Source organism: Sporosarcina sp. Y352, assembly GCF_056786535.1.
This window is the reverse complement of record NZ_JBXCJE010000002.1, coordinates 170,338-188,960: the sequence shown is the minus strand read 5'-3', so window position 1 is coordinate 188,960 and position 18,623 is coordinate 170,338. Positions and strand designations below refer to the sequence as shown.

The window sequence follows — 18,623 nt, the reverse complement described above, 5'->3', positions numbered from 1 at the left end:
TCGGCGACCCCTTTGCCGCGCCTGCGCTGGTGTGTACATTATCGGGAAAGTTGTAATTCAGAGAGTGGATTGAAGAACGCTTGGCGCTCTGGGGATGCCTCTGGCCATGAGCCTGGATTAACGCTTCGCATCCAGTCTCACGGCTTCGGCGACCCCTTTGCCGCGCCTGCGCTGAGGTTGTTCCATTATTGAAAGTTAATTTGAGATGTATGAAATGAAATTATAATATGAGTACTATTTGATTCAAATTACATTGAAGAAAGACAGACTACAGATTGCAAATCTAATCCTGACAACGAAATGTGCCTTCATACATAGAATATTCAGCGCAGGCGCGTCTACGTGGTAGCCGGAGCGATAAGACTGAAAGCGGTTTCCTTTCCGGCTTATCGCGGGAGGCATCCACAAAGCGCAGAAGCGGTATTAGCAGAATTTCTGATTCACACTCATCTTTTAGGACTTTTCCAGTTGTCATGCATGTTTTTCTAGACAAAATATTTTTCAACGATTTCCTTTATAGGTATCGCTTTGCTGTATAAAAATCCTTGTGCTTTCTGACACTTGGCCTCCAGGAGAATCTGAGCCTGCAAATCCCTTTCAACCCCTTCAGCAACAACTTCCATTCCCAAGTTATGAGCCAGATTAATAATTGTCTTCGCGATCGCTTCATTTTTCACATCTGTTTCAATATCTTTGATAAAAGAACGATCGATTTTGATGATATCGATTGGATACTGATTCAAATAACTAAGTGACGAATAACCTGTGCCGAAATCATCGACAGAAATTATTACACCAATCTCCTTCAGGTCATTGAGTGTTCTAAGCGTTTCAGTCATTTCTGTCAATGCACTTTCTGTAATTTCCACTTCCAAGGAAGAAGGTGCAATGCCATAACTTAAAATTTTACTTTTTAATTTTCCCGAAAAATCTTCCATTCTAAACTGCTTTGGTGAAATATTTACAGCAATCCGTGCCGCCTTGAACCTTTTGTCCTGCCATTCTTTCAACTGACTGCATACCTGATTCAATACCCAATCACCTATCCCATGTATGAGACCCGATTCTTCTGCAATCGGGATAAATAGTGCGGGTGAAACAAATCCGAATTTACGGTTATTCCACCTAAGAAGTGCTTCGAAACTGCTAATATGGCCTGTTTTCAAATCGACTTGGGGTTGATAATGGATTGCCAATTCTTCCAGTTCAATCGATCTACGTAAATGCGATTCCATCAATGCTTCATCAGGGAAAGTTGAATTCATCTCTTCACGATAGAAACGATAATGAGAACGACCTCGATCTTTCACAAAGGTAAGGGCATGTTCTGACTTCCGCAACAAATCTTCCAGTGTTTTCCCATCCTCTGGATACACAGCAATGCCTATGGACGCAGATATGAAATATTCTTGATGGTTGAAGTAAAATGGTTTTCCAAAATCATTTAATAACTTTTGCGCAAACTTCTCCGTTTTTGAAACAGAATGATTTTGCAAGGAGACGATAAATTCATCTCCTCCATTACGGTACAATCTTCCCGATGAGGGACAAATTACTTTTAAGCGTTCTGCAACGATTTTCAAAATTTCATCTGCACCATTATGTCCAAGCGATTCATTAATCATCTTAAAACGATCTAGGCCGAGGTGTATGAATGATAGTCGCTCATCACTTTTCAAAGCATAGGTGGCGTCTTCAGTGAAATGCTCCTTCATCGCACGGCGATTCCATAGACCTGTCATCTGGTCATGATAAGATAAATAAAGAAGTTTTTCATTATTTCTTTGATTGACAGAAGTATCCCGTAGTATCAGGTGAATTTCTTTTACTTCTTCAAACACGAAGACAGGAATCAGCTTCATATAAGTAGGTAATAAGTGGCCTCGTTTGTGGTAAAAGGTCGAACTTTCCATCTCCACTGATTCGCCAGATAGGGCACGGTGCAGGATTTGTTGAAACTCAGCTATTTTATCCTCACCTAGCAGATCAATGAATGTACGGCCGGAAAGTTCTTTAAAACGATAACCGAATGCTAAATGAACTGCACGGTTGGCATCAATCATTTTCATGCTTTGATTAATGGTTATAATCGGATCTATATTGTGGTCAATAACAGAATTATATTTGTTTTGCAATTCTGTTTGTAATTCTCTTTCCGCAGCGATATCCATTCGTTCACGTAATTCAACATAGATATACTCACTTTCATACTCTTTAGTATGGAAGTGGAAATCCAATTCGAATAATCCCTTCAGTCCGTTTTGCATTACTAGAATTTCAGTCGCAAAATCGAAGTGATTATGATATTTATGTATAATCTGTATGAACGATTCCCACATATCCCCAAAAAATTCTTGTGCTGATAACGGGACTTCTCTAGCAAAGTATTGCAAAGCTAATGCATTAGCATAAAGTACATCAAACCCCTCTTTTTCATTTTTCCTAATTAGTACGGACATCTTGAATGAATGATTAAAAATAGAGGATTCTACTATTTTATCTATCTGGTCTTCTGCTTCAGTTTTTCTCATGAGTGCCTCCATTTATAGTCTGTATGCTTAAAGATTCACCGAACAACAATCTTTTCAATTCTTTTGTTTGTACTTCAAGAACAGTTTGTACCATTTACAGAAGACCATGTATCCATAAGGGTACTAATTTAATTTTCCATGATTTCAAAACTATTTGTGTAAGGAGGTATACAACTCTTATCATTCTTGGTATTATCGAAACATATGCAATCACACAATCATTTATAAAGGAGGCTTATTTTGAAACATAAACATTCAATCCGTCAATTGGCGATTGCCATCTATACAGTAAATCGACATGCTAAAACTGCTCCTGATAATAAACAACTTTATGCATTTAAAAAAATGGCGATTGATAAACTGATTCGTTCAGGCAACGCAGAAAAAATCGGATTACACTTTGTCGATAATCCGAAATTTAGCAAGCAGCATTCCACGGTCCTCGTTCGTTGTGACGAATTCCTCTTTCACACACTCCCAGAAAAAGAAGACTTCAACACACTTCCACACCTCGGACAACAAGATCCGACATCTCGTAACCCACAAGAACGAATGAGTCTTAAAACAGCTCGTGAAATTCTTTCCAATTATGTAGAACCACTTCAGCAGAAAACACGCGAGAAGAAAAAGGTTCCTCCAAAAAAATCAATCCATACGATGCAAAACACTCAAAGTTTTCGCTCCTCTTATTTAGACGGAAAATGAAACTGACTGAATCCTATCTTGATCATTAGGATTCAGTCAGTTTATTCAAATTCACCTGAACTATTCCATGTTTATTTAAATTGTTCCGCAATCACTTTTTCAAAATCGACGAGGAGCGTCATGCCATTGTCTCGTTTGATAACGCCTGAAACGGGTACTTTATCACCCATATACATGTCTGAAGCAGGTTCAATATCAGTGAAATTAATGCGTTGAATCTGTGTGACACTCGTCACATCCAGAACAACTGTTGTGCCATCGAATTCCGCTACGATGTACTTCGATTCCTCCGTGTCATTAAAATCTGTATTTCCTGTTACCTTCCTTAAATCAATGACCGGAAGCACTTCGCCCCGTAATTGTATAATTCCTTCGATAAATGGATGGGAATGTGGCAAGACAGTTACTGGAACAGGTTGAATAATTTCACGAACATGTTGAATACTCAGTCCAAAATTACTTTGTCCGACTTGAAACTCTACAAATTCAAAAACTTCATATGTGACTTCATCGGATTTTATCGTGTTCATATGTCCATCTCCCACCTATTGATGATCGTTATTGATTAGATTCATCCCTTAGTTCTATTTTCGGTCTATTTTAGCTATTATTGAGGTTTATTCATATCTTTTATAAAGAACTTGTGTCCCTTTTTCCGCGAAGCCTTTCTGTTCAAGCTGCTCGTACATTTCACGCGCAAGCTGTAAACCCGGAAGCGTTAAATTCATTTCTTCCGCTTCTGTCAAAGCGATATTCATGTCTTTCAAAAAATGTTTAACATAAAAACCTGGTTCAAAGTCTCCTTTAAGCATACGCGGTGCCAAGTTCGACAGTGACCATGAACCCGCTGCCCCAGTTGAAATGGATTTCAGGACTGTTTCAGTATTTAACCCTGCTTTTTCAGCATACGCTAGTGCTTCACAAACACCGATCATATTTGAAGCAATTGCAATCTGATTGCACATTTTAGCGTGCTGTCCAGCACCGGCCGTTCCTTGATAAACAATTTGTTCTCCGAAGTTTGATAGAATCGGAAGGACTGCTTTAAACGTTTTTTCGTCACCACCACACATAATCGACAACGTTCCATTCCTTGCACCGATGTCCCCACCTGAAACAGGTGCGTCTATCACCGACATCTGCAGGTTGCCCCCTTGTTCTGCAATTCGTTTCGCCAGCGCAGGACTAGATGTCGTCATATCTATAAGGATCTGTCCCGCCCTGCCATTTTTAAAAATCCCATTCTCACCAAAATAGATTTCTTCTACATCTGTCGGATAGCCGACCATCGTGAAGACCAGGTCTACACCCTTCACAGCTTCCCCGATCGTATCCGACCAGGTTGCACCTGCCTCAATGAGTGGCTCCGCCTTTTCTTTTGTACGTGTGTACATGTTCACTCTATAATTGTTCTTCAGTAAGTGTTTAATAACACTGGCCCCCATTACACCTGTCCCGATAAATGCCACCTTTTCTATTTTCAATACGATTCCCCCTAATTAGTAGTAGCACTATTTATCGTATCAAAGAAAATCTTTTTTTCCATCATTCATTTAAATTTTCAAAAAAAGGAGGACGGACCCTGTGAATAGGGTTCCGTCCTCAAAAGGGGGAAATGAGAATGTTGCTGTGTTCTACCTTAATTTCCCCCTTTTCCAAGGTTATTAAACATTGTTTGTAAAATATTTTTTCTAGGTCATCTAAAAATGTGATTCCTTCTTCTTCCGTAACAGATAAAGTTATATATGCTAAATCTTTTCATTGCTCAAAAGTTATTTTTTCTTCTTCATACTGATTCATGAGATAATCAAGTTCATTGCTAAGTACTATCGTTTCGTCAGCATTCAGTCCTTTTTTCAACGCTCGTTCAATCATCTCTTCACGCATCATTTCAATTTTTTCTTCAAGACTCCATTCCAAGATGATCCCTCCAAATATAAAAGATAGTTAAAATATTATTATACAGCAATACTCTTCTAAAATGATAATAAATCACCATCAAATTCCGTCAACTTTGAAAGGTGACAAAGAAAAAAGCAACTAATGGATATCACTTTACGTTCTGCTCTTAATAAGGCAAACTAGTAAAGTGTAAAGAGTTATGCAACATTTATGAGTTTCATGCGTCTAAATTAAATAAGGAGGGATTTACGATGAAATTAAAATGGAATTTACTGCTAGTAGCAGTCGCGACCACTTTACTTCTGACAGCATGCGGTACAAATCCCGATGCTGGCGAGGATACAACAAATGGTTCAACGGATGTAGTCGAAGAGACAGATAAAGTCGTTGAAGATGAAAGTTCAGATGAAGTTGTCGAAGAAGAATCAAAAGATGTTGTACAAGAAGAAACAGGAGTAGAAGATGAGACGACAAGCAATGACGCCAAAGAAGATTTCATGAAAGATAGCAAATTGACAGATAGCGATGAACAAAATTACTCTATTTCTGTTCTTCCGAAGTATACATTAACAAGTGAAGAGCCCGGCAAGGACGTTCTTATGGCAACAGAAGACGAATCTGTGTTCATGCGTATTGAAACCATGCCAGTAGAAGAAGGTACTTATGATTACTTGCTTGAAAATATGGGCGCTGTGCTAGAAGCATCCAGTGATGGCGGCACACCTGTTGAAGTTACAGACAAAACGTCAATTCCAGTTGGGGAAAGCATCGAGAACGCAAAAGTTCTTTCTGTCAAAGCTGAAACCACGTCCGTTACAGGTATTCTCTTCGAACGCGGAGATATGATTGTTCGCCTAACAATTTATGATTCCCTGAACGAAGACCATTTTGAAAGTTTTCTACGTATGAGCGAAACAATTGTTGCTAAATAACAGAACAACAAAAGCGCCAAATGGAACGTATCCATTTGGCGTTTTTCTATTTCTTCTTTCGACTGCACTGATTCTATCAGCATACAATCGGATTTTACGATAGATTTTTTACGGATAGACCTAGCTTCCGTAACAATTCGATTGCCTGATCTTGTTCTTCGATTGTAAGTGATGTCATAATCGATTTAATATTAGCTGCGTGTTCCGGAAATATGGATATCATGAGTTCCTCACCCGCATTTGTAATGGCCATATACGTCACACGCTTATCCGCCTCACAATTAACGCGTTCCAATAAACCTCTTTTTTCAAGTTTATCAACCACGTATGTCATTGAACCACTACGCAGTAAAATTTTTTGTCCAATCTTTTGAATCGGCTGTCTCCCAGTATGATGCAGTAGTTCAAGAACAGCAAATTCAGTAGGGTTAAGCCCATGTTTTTCGCTTGTCCTATGTGCCTCTTCCAATATTACTTTGCTTGCTCTAGATAAAACGATAAATAGTTTTAATGCCCGTTCTGTATCTTTTGTCATTATTCAGTGCCACCTTCTATATCCCGTTCCATTGTTGCCTTCATTATAGCGGTTAGAACGCATTGATGTCAAAAGGCATGAAAGTCGTTTGCTTATTGCGTCAACAATACACTCTTATCATTTAAAACCTTCTCAGTTCCATGTGCAATTGCTGGAGGAAATGTTAGTATAAAGGTCGTACCCTTTCCAACTTCACTTTCGACAGCAATCATGCCACCATGTTCTTCGATTATTTTCAGAACAAATGGCAGCCCAAGTCCTGTTCCATTCGATTTGGAAGTGAAAAACGACAAGAAAACCTGCTTCACTTGCGTCGTATCCATTCCTTTTCCAGTGTCGGTAACCTTTAAAATTACTTTTCCTGAGCTATCCAAATTCAAGGAAGTTGTAAGTATGCCTCCAGGAGTCATTGCTTCGAGTGCATTTTTAAACAGATTCAGGAGAACTTGCTTAATTTTATCGGGTTCACCATAAATCAATGACTCTGGAATAGACACTACTTGTTGCGATATAGTGATGCCATCCATTAAAGCTTTCGGTTGGATAACCTCAATCATATCCGCAACCAGGAGTTCCAAGCAGAAGGTCATCTTCTTGTTCGTACTGGGTTTTGAAAGGATAAGCATTTCTGTCAATATCGATTCCATCCTAAGAACTTCTTCATCAATGACATTTAAGTATTTCATTGTGTCAGATGTTGCTGAAATCTTAAGTAATTGAACAAAACCCTTCATGGTCGTCATTGGGTTCCTAATTTCGTGAGCGATGCTAGCCGCTAGCCCACCAAGAGTCGATAATGATTCTGCATGCACCAAATGTTGTTCTATAGCAACCTTTTCTGTATGATCTCTCATCCGGATCAGATACGTTTGAGTCTCACTGTCGAATGAAGTAATAATATTATAGTATCTACGATCACGAAGTGAACGTTCATACTCAACTGTCATTTCCGCGTAGCTATTAAGTTTTAAACTTTTAAAGTAATCAATCAGTATATCATTATCTACATTCAATAATTCTAAAACCACTTTAGCCGACTTTCCTACAAAGTAGTCCCTTGGTAAATTAAAAAATTCAGTGTGCATCTCATTTACGTCACAGATTGCTCCTTGAATGTCCGTGAAAATCAAAAAGTTGTCAGAACTGCGGAAAGCATTGATATATGTTTTTTCTGCAATATCCGGAAAACTCCGTGGGATATCCAATAGTGCAATCGTTTGTTGGACATCTTCAAGATACATCAGATCTATTTTAACAGCGCATATTCTGTCTATTAATTGAATGTTTACGTTTAGTGTCTTATTCTTAAATTCAGTAATTAGATTTGTTGTATTGTCCCACAACTCATTAGTCAGACCATCAAGATAGTCACGAATATTTTTCTTTTTACTAGTGCCAAAGTTTTCCCTGAATGATTGATTTGCATATAAAAGCAAACCCTTATTATCAAAAACTGTACCCGGTCTGTTGGCATTATCCAACATGAATGTTATGTGTTCCTTGACTTTCCCCTTTTTACAGCTCAAGTGTACGCCCCCTGTTCCCGTTTCAAAACAATATGAAATATAGCAATGGTTCATGCCGAAATATCAAATTTTTACAATAATCACCTTACTTGGATTATTCCATAATCAGGGTGCAATAGAAATAGAACTTCGTACCTATATTTGTGTTTTCTCGAACTAAATCTTATAGTAGATAGAAAGAAGGAGTTTGATTATGAATATTATATTGTCAACGTTAAACGCAAAATATATCCATACTAATCTGGCCATACGTTGCTTGAAGGCATTTGCAATGCCTGAGTACAATTCGGTTATTGCAGAATATACCATCAAAGATCCTACAATGAATATTGTATCAGATTTATACCAAAAAAATCCGGACATTGTTGGATTTAGTCTTTATATTTGGAACATTGAAGAAACCATTAAAGTGATACGCATGTTAAAAAAGGTCAAACCCGATGTAAAAATTATCGCAGGCGGACCTGAGGTGACCTATGATTATGATTATTGGCTAGAGCGTGTTCCCGAAATTGATGTCATCGCCATTGGTGAAGGAGAAAGAACGTTTAAACATCTACTAGATGTCTTTGCTGGAAAAGACGAGATAACCGCAGTTCAAGGTATTGCTTATAGAAAAAATGATAAGCTGAAAATTACAGCGCCCGGTCCAAAACTGGACTTGCGCGAACTCCCCTCACCTTTCAAGTTCAACGAGGATATATCTGACCTTGGTAAAAGAGTGACCTATATAGAAACGAGTCGCGGATGTCCTTTTTCTTGTCAATTTTGTCTATCATCCATTGAAGTAGGTGTCCGCTATTTTAACCGCGAGTCGATTAAGGATGACATACGCTATTTGATGGAACATGGTGCTAAAACAATAAAATTTGTCGACCGCACGTTCAATATTAGCAGAAGCTATGCAATGGATATATTTCAATTTTTGATTGATGAACATAAACCGGGTACCGTCTTTCAGTTTGAAATTACGGGCGACATCATGCGTCCCGAAGTTATTGATTTTCTCAATGAAAACGCGCCCGCAGGACTATTCAGATTCGAAATTGGCGTTCAATCCACTAATGATTTAACAAACGAGTTAGTACAACGGCGACAAAACTTCGAAAAACTTTCACGAACAGTCAATATGGTGAAAGCGGGTGGAAAAATCGAGCAGCATCTGGACTTAATCGCTGGGCTGCCTGAGGAAGATTATCAATCTTTCCGCAATACCTTCAATGAAGTTTTCGCCATGCGCCCGGAGGAATTGCAACTCGGCTTCCTAAAACTGCTACGTGGAACGGGATTGCGCATCCAAGCCGAACAGTTCGGATATGACTTTATCGATGAAGCACCCTATGAGATCTTTTCAAATAACGTATTGACGTTCGATGATATCTTACGTATCAAACAAACCGAAGACGTCCTTGAGAAGTATTGGAACGACAATCGTTTACCAAGAACAGTCGAGTATGTTGTCTCTGAAGTCTTCGAAACACCATTCGACTTCTTCCAACAGTTTGGATCCTATTGGGAAAATCGGGGCTGGTCAAGAATTGGACATCAATTGGAGGATTTATTCATTCGATTGCATGATTTCCTTATGGAAGATGGCAGTGCAGACATGGATATCGCACGAAGTCTTCTAAAAATGGACTACCTTGCTCATCATAAGTTCCAACCGCGAAAAATATGGTGGCAAGATGATATGCCGATTGAGGAACGGTCTTCCATTGAACAACTCCTTCTAGAAAACCCTGCTTTACTAGGAGATTCGTTTAGTTCTTTAGGCTTGAATGCAAGAAATATACGAAAACAAACTTTCATCACACCTATAGCAGTCCAACCTGAAGACGTTGAAATTGGTGTTGTCCAGTATGCTACTGGATATCTCATTACTGTTTTCAGACACGATGATACACCGCAACTCATGTTTTTAGAAAAGTCACTGATCCATTGAATAAAGGCTGCCCCATCTTGATATGGGACAGCCTTTTTTTCTTACACTGTGGGAAGCTAATTTGATGTTTTTTTGCTTTTAACGTTTTTATTTTCATCCAATAATGACCCGTTCTTTCGGGTACTGATAATGCAAACTTTTCGTTTTTCCTCCTAATGTGTAGAGGAACGATATAAGCCCTACTCGTCCGATGAACATAAGAATCATAATAATCCCTTTCCCAACAACAGAGAGATCCGACGTAATCCCTAGCGACATTCCACACGTTCCAAATGCAGAGGTTATTTCAAACAACAAAGCAACAACTGGGACGCCTGGTTCTGTAATAAGCAACACTAGAAGTGCTGTCATAACCATTGCCAATGCTAGAATAATTACAGCAAATGAACGGAAAATATCTATTAATTTAATTTGCCGATGAAAGACATTAATGACCTGATTTCCACGTGCAAAGTTGATGAGAAACAGAAGTGCTACCGCGAATGTCGTTGTACGAATTCCACCACCTACGGAACTCGGTGATGCACCGATGAACATCAACGAACTGATGAAAATATCCGTTGCTTCACTGAATTTCGTTATATCAACCGTTGTCAGTCCTCCAGATCTCGATGACACTGAATGAAATAATGCGGTAAATATTTTCTCATGCCACGCCATCCCTTTGAATGAGTTTACAGATTCCAATATAAAAATCATTAATGCACCAAAAATGAGTAAAATGCCAAATGTCATTGTCGTTATCTTGGTAAACAATGAAAAACGGAAATGAGGAACTTTTTTAGAGAAGAAGCTTTTGATTTCCATAAGTACAGGAAATCCGATTGCACCTAGTATTATCAAAATCATCGTCAATGATTGAATGAAGTAATCATTAAAATACCCTGTTAACGAAGTTCCTGTTATATCAAAACCAGCATTTGTGGTTGCGGAAACAGACATAAACATCCCGTTTAGAAACGCTTCGCTGAACGAATCATAATAACGCATGATATACATTGTAAAAATGAGTCCGCCAATAATTTCAATTAAAATTATTATTTTCACAATTTCTCTTATGAGATGAACGAGTCCCGCGAGGTTGTATTGATTATGTTCGACCATAATTAACTGCCTTTCACGCAAACCTATCTTCTTTTTGACGAGCAGCCAAAAAAATGTACCTATCGACATAATTCCTATTCCGCCAATTTGCAAAACCAACATCAACATACAAATCCCGAAAACTGAGTATGTATTTACAATACTGATAGGTGTCAGACCCGTAACGCTTACTGCACTGACGGCGGTAAACAAACTATCAATAAAACTAACCTTTACGCCAGGCAAGTAAACGCCAGGAAGATTTAGAAGTAATAATGAGAATGCAATGGCCAGAAAATAATAAAACACAATTACTTGGGCAGGTGTGAACCTACGTAAATTCTCGCGATTGAATTTCACTCTTATCCCCGCTCCTTTCACCACTGTAGAGGTGTCGTACCTATTTTAGAGAAGTTGCACGAAAAAAGAAAGAACGAACTTTATCTAACAAAAAAAACAGCCGTGCAATTGCACGGCTGCCCCTCAACTTAAGCTTTTTTCTTACTACTTCTAACCCCGGCTAAGTAACCGAAAACGGCAATTCCAACGAGGACAATCCAGAACGTCGACTTCCATATTGTTGAATGTGGGAAGCTTTCAGCAAGGATACCCACGCCTGGATGTGCCAATGTAAGAACAAGTAATTTGACACCGACCCATCCAACGATAAGAAATGCTGCTGTTTCTAATGAAGGGAATTTTTCTAACAGAGTAACGAATTGACGTGCTGCAAATCGCATGATGACTAACCCGATAATTCCACCTAATAGCATGACAGTGAACTGTCCACCATTAATACCACCAACTTGGAAGTTCCCAAGTTCAGGCAACGTTACAGCAAGTGCAACCGCCGCAAGCATTGAATCAAGTGCAAATGCAATATCCGCAAGTTCAACTTTCACAACCGTCATCCAGAAACCGGATTTTTTGCGTACTTTCGCATCGGGATGTGGATCTTCATCTTTTCGCTGATCAATAAGGCTTTTAATCGAGATGAATAAAAGATATGCTGCTCCAAGTGCTTGAATTTGCCAATAGTTCACAAGGATTGTAATCATGAACAATGCTGCAAAACGGAAGACAAATGCACCAAATAACCCGTAGAAGAGTGCTTTCTTTTGTTGTTCGCGCGGTAAGTGCTTAACCATAACTGCCATAACAACCGCGTTATCTGCTGCAAGTAATCCTTCTAATACGATAAGTACGACGAGTACCCATGCGTATTCCAATAATATTGCTTCCAAATCAATTCCTCCTAATTTTTCACGAATAAAAAAGACCCTCACCTAATAAAAGGCAAAGGTCTCGCTAAGTCGGAATTTTAGTCTTGTAAAAATCCAGCTATCATAACCGATGGCGCAAGCCACGTATTGACGACTATGAAATAGGTTTCCCTATAGCTACTCCCCTTTGACATAAAGTCAAAAGTTTATTAAGTTCGGGTGCTTTTGATTTATTATAGCATAGTTCGCCCAAAAGTAAATGATAAGGCTTCCTACTTTTATATGATATTCGCTATTTTTTTCATAAAGAACTCTTGATAGATGGAATTAACTCCAGGTATTCCTGCTATTACCGCTTTGTGGATGCCTCTCGCGATAAGCCGGAAAGAAGTTCACTTTCAGTCTTATCGCTTCGGCTACCACGAAGACGCGCTTTCGCTGGATGGTCAATTTAAGAAAGCGCATATCGTTATCGGGGAGGAGATTTGCAATCTGTAGTGCCATAAACTGAGTGAATGCATTTTACAACGGGATCAATAGATGGAATGAATTAGAGATCCTGCTAATACCGCTTTGCGCTAGATGGTCTCTATGTAGAAAGCGCATTTCATTATCGGGGATAAGACCTACAGCCTGTAGTACGTGCTTTTTCAATGAAATTAGTATCAAATAGTTATCACATTATAATCTCAGTCCATACATCTCAAAATAACTTTCAATAATGGAACATCCCAGCGCAGGCGCGGCAAAGGGGTAGCCGAAGCCCTTAGACTGGATGCGAAGCGCCAATCCAGGCTCAGGGCGAAAGGCATCCCCAAAGCGCTAAGCGATATAAAATGTACACTCTGAACTAAAACTCTCTCAATGATGGTACACACCAGCGCAAGCGCGACAAGGGGTCGCCGAAGCCGTGAGACTGGATGCGAAGCGTTAATCCAGGCTTAGGGCCAGAGGCATCCCCAAAGCGCCAAGCGATCTACAATCCACACTCCGAATAATAACTCCCTCATTATTGAACACCTCAACAAATTCAATGGGATTCTTCATTTCAACATATATCGTCATTAAGGTAATTATAATTTTACAGTTGTAATTCAGTTTATGTCCTACAACTCTATTTATTATTCGTGCGCAAAAAAATGCCTCCTTCGAAAAGGAGACATTTCCATTATTTCTTTTCTACCGCTCGTTTTCTCGTTTGTCGATCAAATAGGCTGTAGATGATGGGTACAACATATAGCGTCAGCAATGTCGAGCTCAGTAAACCACCAATTACTACAATTCCCATCGGTTGGTTCATTTCGGTCCCTTCGCCTATACCTAGTGCCAGTGGCAGCAGGCCCAGAATGGTCGTAAGTGCAGTCATTAGGATTGGTCTAACCCGGTCCCTGACAGAAACAACGATAGCATCATATGAGCTTAGCCCCGCTTCTTTTCGCTGATTAATATATTCAACAAGGACAATCCCATTATTAACTACAATCCCGACAAGAACGAGTATACCAATAACCGCTGTTACACTAATTGGCGTATTCGTCAAAAACAATCCAAGTCCTACACCAATAATCATGAGTGGTACGGAGAACATAATCACAAATGGATACTTAAATGATTCAAATTGTGCCGCCATTACAATATAAACGAGGACAACAGCTAGCAGGATTGCCATAATCATATCATCAATGGCACCTTCAAATAACTCCCTGTCACCGCCGAATGAAACATCAATCTCTCCAGGTAACTTTAGGCTATCAATCGTATTATTTACTTTTTCAGTCATATCCCCAAGCGACTGGGACGATATATATTTCACATTGAATGTAACAGAGTGCGCCTGGTCGACTCGCTGTATGGAAACAGGTCCTTCTGCAATCTTAATTTTAGCAACTTCACCTAGCGACACAAAAGTTCCAGCAGGTGTTCGCATTTTTATATTTTTCAACCGTTCTATACTATTACGGAATTTCTTGTCGTATCTAACATAGACACCGTAAACTTCTTCATTTTCCCCAATAATTTGGGTCGCAAATGAACCACGCGTAACGTCGTTGACCGTTTGTGCAATTTGATAAGGTGCTAATCCTTTTTCAGATGCTTTATCTGGATTCACTTCGATTTGTATCTCTTCCACGGTATCTTGAAGATTATTTGTTACTTCAGTTACTGAGTCAAGGTCGGCCAATTTCCGATTCAACTTCAATACTGCATCATTGAGTTGTTCTTCATTTGTATCTTTCAATGAAAACGTCAGTGTAATCGGACTTGAGCCCGCGGCGGTCTGCAAGTTAAAGCTAACTTTCGCATCATCACCGATTTCCTTCAATACCTTAGGCTGTACATCATCGACGAATTCGAAAACAGAACGTTCACGATCTGCGAGAGGTAACAGTTTTACAGATATTTCTGCACGATCTGCTTTTGATGTGCCTTGAGCTATATCCCGTTGCGTTCCGCCAACCAGACTGACATATACCTCTACGTCACTTTCCTTATTCAATTGTGTTTCGATTCGCTTCACAACTTCATCCGTTGCAGTTGCAGATGAACCATTCGGTAGCTTCACCGAAACACTTACAAATCCTTCATCTGTTGAAGGCAGGAATTCTGTTCCGACTTTGGTCAAGGCTAAAACGCTAAGTAGTAGAACGACTACTGTAAATACCAGAACAACAGAACGATATTTCAACGACCATTTTACCGAGCGTTCAAAGTTGTTCAATTTTTTAGATCGACGTCTTCTCGCTTCCATGTCGGCCTTCGGTTTATTGAGTAAACGACTTGCCATCATTGGTACAACTGTTAAAGCAACAATGAGCGATGCAAATAAGCTGAAGGAAATTGTTAAAGCGAATTCAGTAAATATCTGTCCTATCAAACCGCTGATGAAAACAACCGGTACAAATACAGCTAGCGTCGTTAATGTTGACGCTATAATCGCACCGCCAATTTCCTTCGTCCCTTCTGATGCAGCTTGCTTTGGCGTTTTCCCCATAGTGAGATGCCGTTCAATGTTTTCAATAACGATAATCGCATTATCGACGAGCATTCCGATACCTAATGCAAGTGCACCCAATGTCATAATATTTAGCGAGAAGTTCGCAAAATACATGAGGACGAAAGTGACAATAACCGAGTATGGAATTGCAATTCCAATAATAATTGGGCTCTTGATGCCTCGAAGGAAAAAGAATAAAACGAGCATCGCAAAAATACCGCCTAGTATTAGAGATTGTCCAATATTTCCGATGGCAAGTTTCACATAATCTCCTTGGTCAAACAAAATATTTGACTCGACTCCATTGAATTCTTCTTTCTCTAAAAGCTTGTCAAGCGCTGTTTTGAATGCTGTAGATACTTCCGCAGTATTTGCACCCGATTCTTGCAATACGGACATTAAAACTGCCTGCTGATCATTTGCACGGGTTTCTGTTCCGGTCTCAGACTCTACAAGTGCAACGTCCGCTACATCGGCTATTTTTATCTTTTTGCCACTGAGTGGATTTGTTCCTACTGTGACGCCACGGATATCCGAAATGGACGTGAGCGTGCTGACAATACGTGTTGTCAATAACATTCCGTCTCTAGTCTCGATTGGTTCACCCGGCATCGATACATTATTCGCCTGGATCATTTGCACGATACCTGCTTGGTCAAGTCCATTTGCCACAATTTTGTTCTGATCTAGAATAATTTGGACTTCTTCCATAAGTTGACCTGAAACAGAAACACTCGCTACCCCTTTTGTTCTCCGTAATTCTGTTTCCAACTGTTCGGTAATCTTTCGGACATCAATGTCTTCCGTAGTAGAATGCAACGACAATTGAATTACCGGAAACTGGGCCGGGTCAAACTTCATGAATCTGGGTTTATTTGCCCCGTCAGGAACCGGAACTTGATCGACCCGCTGCATGATATCGAGTTGGACTTCATCAATGTTCGTCGACCAGTCAAACATGAGTAGGATGAAATTTGCCCCTTCCTGGGAGGTAGACTGCATTGATTTCAAACCAGGTGAAGTTGAAAGACTTGCTTCAAGCGGTTTAGTTAATTTCTCGCTCACTTCAGCCGGAGATGCGCCTGGATAACTAGAAACTACGACTGCAATTGGCGGGTTCAATTCCGGAATTAGTGTTACTGGAATGCGAAAAAATGACACTGCTCCGAGAATGATGATTAGAAACATTGTCACAATTGTAAATACAGGTCTTTTAATAGAAAAGTCACTGATTTTCATTTACATTTCCCTCTCCCCAAATAATTCTTTATTTCAATCATAGTTAAAGATTGACACTTCTTCAAACATGAGCCACTATCATCTGCTCTTTTATCAAAAGGTCGAACCTCAAAGAACCTGAGGTCTGAAACTAGAAACGATCAATTTAAACTTATCGTTTCCTATCCATAAAAAAACCGACAAAACGGAAAGACCGTCCTGCCGGATTAGCGGATTATAATAGACTATATAACTCAATATCTGGATACTTATCGTGGAACCACCGCATCGCAAAGTCGTTTTCAAACAGGAATACTAATTTATCGTGGCGGTCTTTTACGAGCATGGCACGTTGACCCGCCATTGATTCTTTGACATCACTTTCATTAACAATCCAACGTGCCACTTTTGAACCGACGTGCTCCATACGTACCTCGACATTATACTCATTCTTCATCCGATGCTCGAATACTTCGAATTGAAGCTGACCAACTGCCCCTAAAAGTACATCCTCGGTGTGGAGCGTTCGGTAATATTGAATTGCCCCTTCTTGTACAAGCTGGAGAATTCCTTTATGGAAATGCTTGGACTTCATGACGTTTTTCGCGGTTACCCGTACGAAAAGTTCCGGTGTAAATTGTGGAAGCGCATCAAAAATGAAGTTGGATTTACCGCCAATTACTGTATCTCCGATTTGGTAGTTACCTGTATCATGGAGCCCAATAATATCTCCGGCAACTGCTTCATCCACAGTTTCACGATCATCTGCAAGAAACTGTGTTGTCTGTGTCAGTTTGAATGTCCTTGAAATTCGTGGAACTGTTACGTTCATTCCGCGTTCGAATTTACCTGAAACAATACGGACGAATGCGATACGGTCTCGGTGCATTGGGTTCATATTCGCTTGAATCTTAAAGATAAACCCTGAAAACTCTTCCGAATACGGATCGATTTCTGTTTTATCTTTTGTTATTCGCGGTTGTGGAGGCGGTGAAAATTGTAAAAATGTTTCTAAAAATGTTTGTACACCGAAATTTGTAAGTGCGCTGCCAAAAAATACTGGCGTTAATTCGCCAATTGCAATTTTCTCTTCATCGAAATCATTTCCTGCTTCATTTAAAAGTAGGACATCTTCGATTGCTTGCTTGTAATACGAAGTTTCCATCATCGGATGCGGTTCTACGAGGCCACCCTCGTCATTTATAGCAAGGAAACGGTTGTCATCGTTGACACGAACCTGTTCAATACGCTGATTAAAACGATCATAGATACCTAGGAACTCTTTGCCCATCCCAATTGGCCAGTTCATGGCGTAAGACTGTATGCCAAGAACTTCTTCCAACTCTTCCATTAATTCAAGCGGTTCTTTCCCTAAGCGGTCCATTTTGTTGATAAATGTAAAAATCGGAATTCCACGCATACGACATACTTTGAATAGTTTAATCGTCTGCGGCTCAATTCCTTTCGCCGAGTCGACCATCATAACCGCTGCATCAACTGCCATAAGCGTACGGTAAGTATCTTCACTGAAATCCTCGTGCCCGGGTGTATCCAAAATATTAACGCGTTTTCCATCATAATCGAATTGCATAACTGATGAAGTGACCGAAATCCCACGCTGTTTTTCAATTTCCATCCAGTCAGACGTTGCAAATTTACCAGACTTTTTCCCTTTTACTGTTCCAGCATCACGAATTGCGCCGCCAAAATAGAGAAGTTTTTCTGTAATTGTCGTTTTCCCGGCATCCGGGTGAGAAATGATTGCAAAGGTACGACGAGACGCAATTTCTTCATTTATAGGTTTGTCCATTATATATTATCTCCTTCTGTTCTGCTTTTCTTAGCATAAGTTTATCATAGTGTAAACCGCAGTAGATCATTTGAATAAATACCGTTGCATCCAGGTCTACAAGCATTCAACAAAAACCAGTGTATTAAAGTTTATTATACCGTTTCCTGAATAAAAGGTTTAATCAGGCCCGCATCCCGAAAATACACAAAATAAAACGACCTTTCCGTAATTGGATTGGT

Annotated in this window: 13 protein-coding genes; 3 read left to right on the top strand and 10 right to left on the bottom strand. The window is 39.7% G+C overall.

Translation table 11 applies throughout. The features are described 5' to 3' along the window. Positions 1 to 485 precede the first annotated feature (485 nt). The gene (locus tag AC1TO6_RS03850) at positions 486 to 2,531 is read right to left on the bottom strand and encodes a putative bifunctional diguanylate cyclase/phosphodiesterase (protein ID WP_482100284.1); all 2,046 of its coding nucleotides are present in this window, start codon (positions 2,529 to 2,531) and stop codon (positions 486 to 488) included. 240 nt (positions 2,532 to 2,771) lie between these two features. Between AC1TO6_RS03850 and AC1TO6_RS03845 the strand changes: the two genes are divergently transcribed. Continuing rightward, complete coding sequence (locus AC1TO6_RS03845; RefSeq protein WP_482100283.1) at positions 2,772 to 3,236, top strand: YkyB family protein; 465 nt, start codon at positions 2,772 to 2,774, stop codon at positions 3,234 to 3,236. Between the two features lie 71 nt (positions 3,237 to 3,307). Here the strand turns inward: AC1TO6_RS03845 and AC1TO6_RS03840 are convergent, their stop codons facing one another. The 3 genes from AC1TO6_RS03840 to AC1TO6_RS03830 all read right to left on the bottom strand — a co-directional run bounded on the left by AC1TO6_RS03840 (position 3,308) and on the right by AC1TO6_RS03830 (position 5,156). Beyond that, positions 3,308 to 3,766 carry a chemotaxis protein CheW gene (locus tag AC1TO6_RS03840; RefSeq protein WP_482100282.1) on the bottom strand — a complete coding sequence of 153 codons (459 nt, stop codon included), beginning with the start codon at positions 3,764 to 3,766 and terminating at the stop codon, positions 3,308 to 3,310. Between the two features lie 87 nt (positions 3,767 to 3,853). Then, positions 3,854 to 4,720, bottom strand: coding sequence for an NAD(P)-dependent oxidoreductase (locus AC1TO6_RS03835; RefSeq protein ID WP_482100281.1), 867 nt, complete (start codon positions 4,718 to 4,720; stop codon positions 3,854 to 3,856). A gap of 274 nt (positions 4,721 to 4,994) precedes the next feature. Then, positions 4,995 to 5,156 carry a Spo0E family sporulation regulatory protein-aspartic acid phosphatase gene (locus AC1TO6_RS03830; RefSeq protein ID WP_482100280.1) on the bottom strand — a complete coding sequence of 54 codons (162 nt, stop codon included), beginning with the start codon at positions 5,154 to 5,156 and terminating at the stop codon, positions 4,995 to 4,997. 233 nt (positions 5,157 to 5,389) lie between these two features. Here AC1TO6_RS03830 and AC1TO6_RS03825 point away from each other — a divergent pair, with 233 nt between their 5' ends. Then, a complete protein-coding gene (locus tag AC1TO6_RS03825) occupies positions 5,390 to 6,070 on the top strand; it encodes a hypothetical protein (RefSeq protein WP_482100279.1) in 681 nt (226 codons plus the stop codon). Between the two features lie 94 nt (positions 6,071 to 6,164). Here the strand turns inward: AC1TO6_RS03825 and AC1TO6_RS03820 are convergent, their stop codons facing one another. Both AC1TO6_RS03820 and AC1TO6_RS03815 read right to left on the bottom strand, forming a co-directional pair. Beyond that, positions 6,165 to 6,608, bottom strand: a complete 444-nt coding sequence (locus tag AC1TO6_RS03820) for a MarR family winged helix-turn-helix transcriptional regulator (RefSeq protein WP_482100602.1) — start codon at positions 6,606 to 6,608, stop codon at positions 6,165 to 6,167. Positions 6,609 to 6,697: 89 nt separating this feature from the next. Further along, entirely contained in the window at positions 6,698 to 8,131 is a 1,434-nt protein-coding gene (locus AC1TO6_RS03815) for an ATP-binding protein (RefSeq protein ID WP_482100278.1), read from the bottom strand. A gap of 193 nt (positions 8,132 to 8,324) precedes the next feature. On the opposite strand from AC1TO6_RS03815, the gene AC1TO6_RS03810 reads away from it, so the two are divergent. After that, entirely contained in the window at positions 8,325 to 10,073 is a 1,749-nt protein-coding gene (locus AC1TO6_RS03810) for a B12-binding domain-containing radical SAM protein (protein WP_482100277.1), read from the top strand. 93 nt (positions 10,074 to 10,166) lie between these two features. On the opposite strand, the gene AC1TO6_RS03805 is transcribed toward AC1TO6_RS03810, so the two are convergent. The 4 genes from AC1TO6_RS03805 to AC1TO6_RS03790 form a co-directional block, all read right to left on the bottom strand. Then, positions 10,167 to 11,516 (bottom strand): TrkH family potassium uptake protein, encoded by a 1,350-nt coding sequence (locus AC1TO6_RS03805; RefSeq protein ID WP_482100276.1) that lies wholly within the window; start codon positions 11,514 to 11,516, stop codon positions 10,167 to 10,169. A gap of 128 nt (positions 11,517 to 11,644) precedes the next feature. Further along, the gene (locus tag AC1TO6_RS03800) at positions 11,645 to 12,400 is read right to left on the bottom strand and encodes a TerC family protein (protein ID WP_482100275.1); all 756 of its coding nucleotides are present in this window, start codon (positions 12,398 to 12,400) and stop codon (positions 11,645 to 11,647) included. A gap of 1,147 nt (positions 12,401 to 13,547) precedes the next feature. After that, complete coding sequence (locus tag AC1TO6_RS03795; protein ID WP_482100274.1) at positions 13,548 to 16,613, bottom strand: efflux RND transporter permease subunit; 3,066 nt, start codon at positions 16,611 to 16,613, stop codon at positions 13,548 to 13,550. Between the two features lie 214 nt (positions 16,614 to 16,827). After that, positions 16,828 to 18,402, bottom strand: coding sequence for a peptide chain release factor 3 (locus AC1TO6_RS03790; protein WP_482100273.1), 1,575 nt, complete (start codon positions 18,400 to 18,402; stop codon positions 16,828 to 16,830). Positions 18,403 to 18,623: the final 221 nt, after the last annotated feature.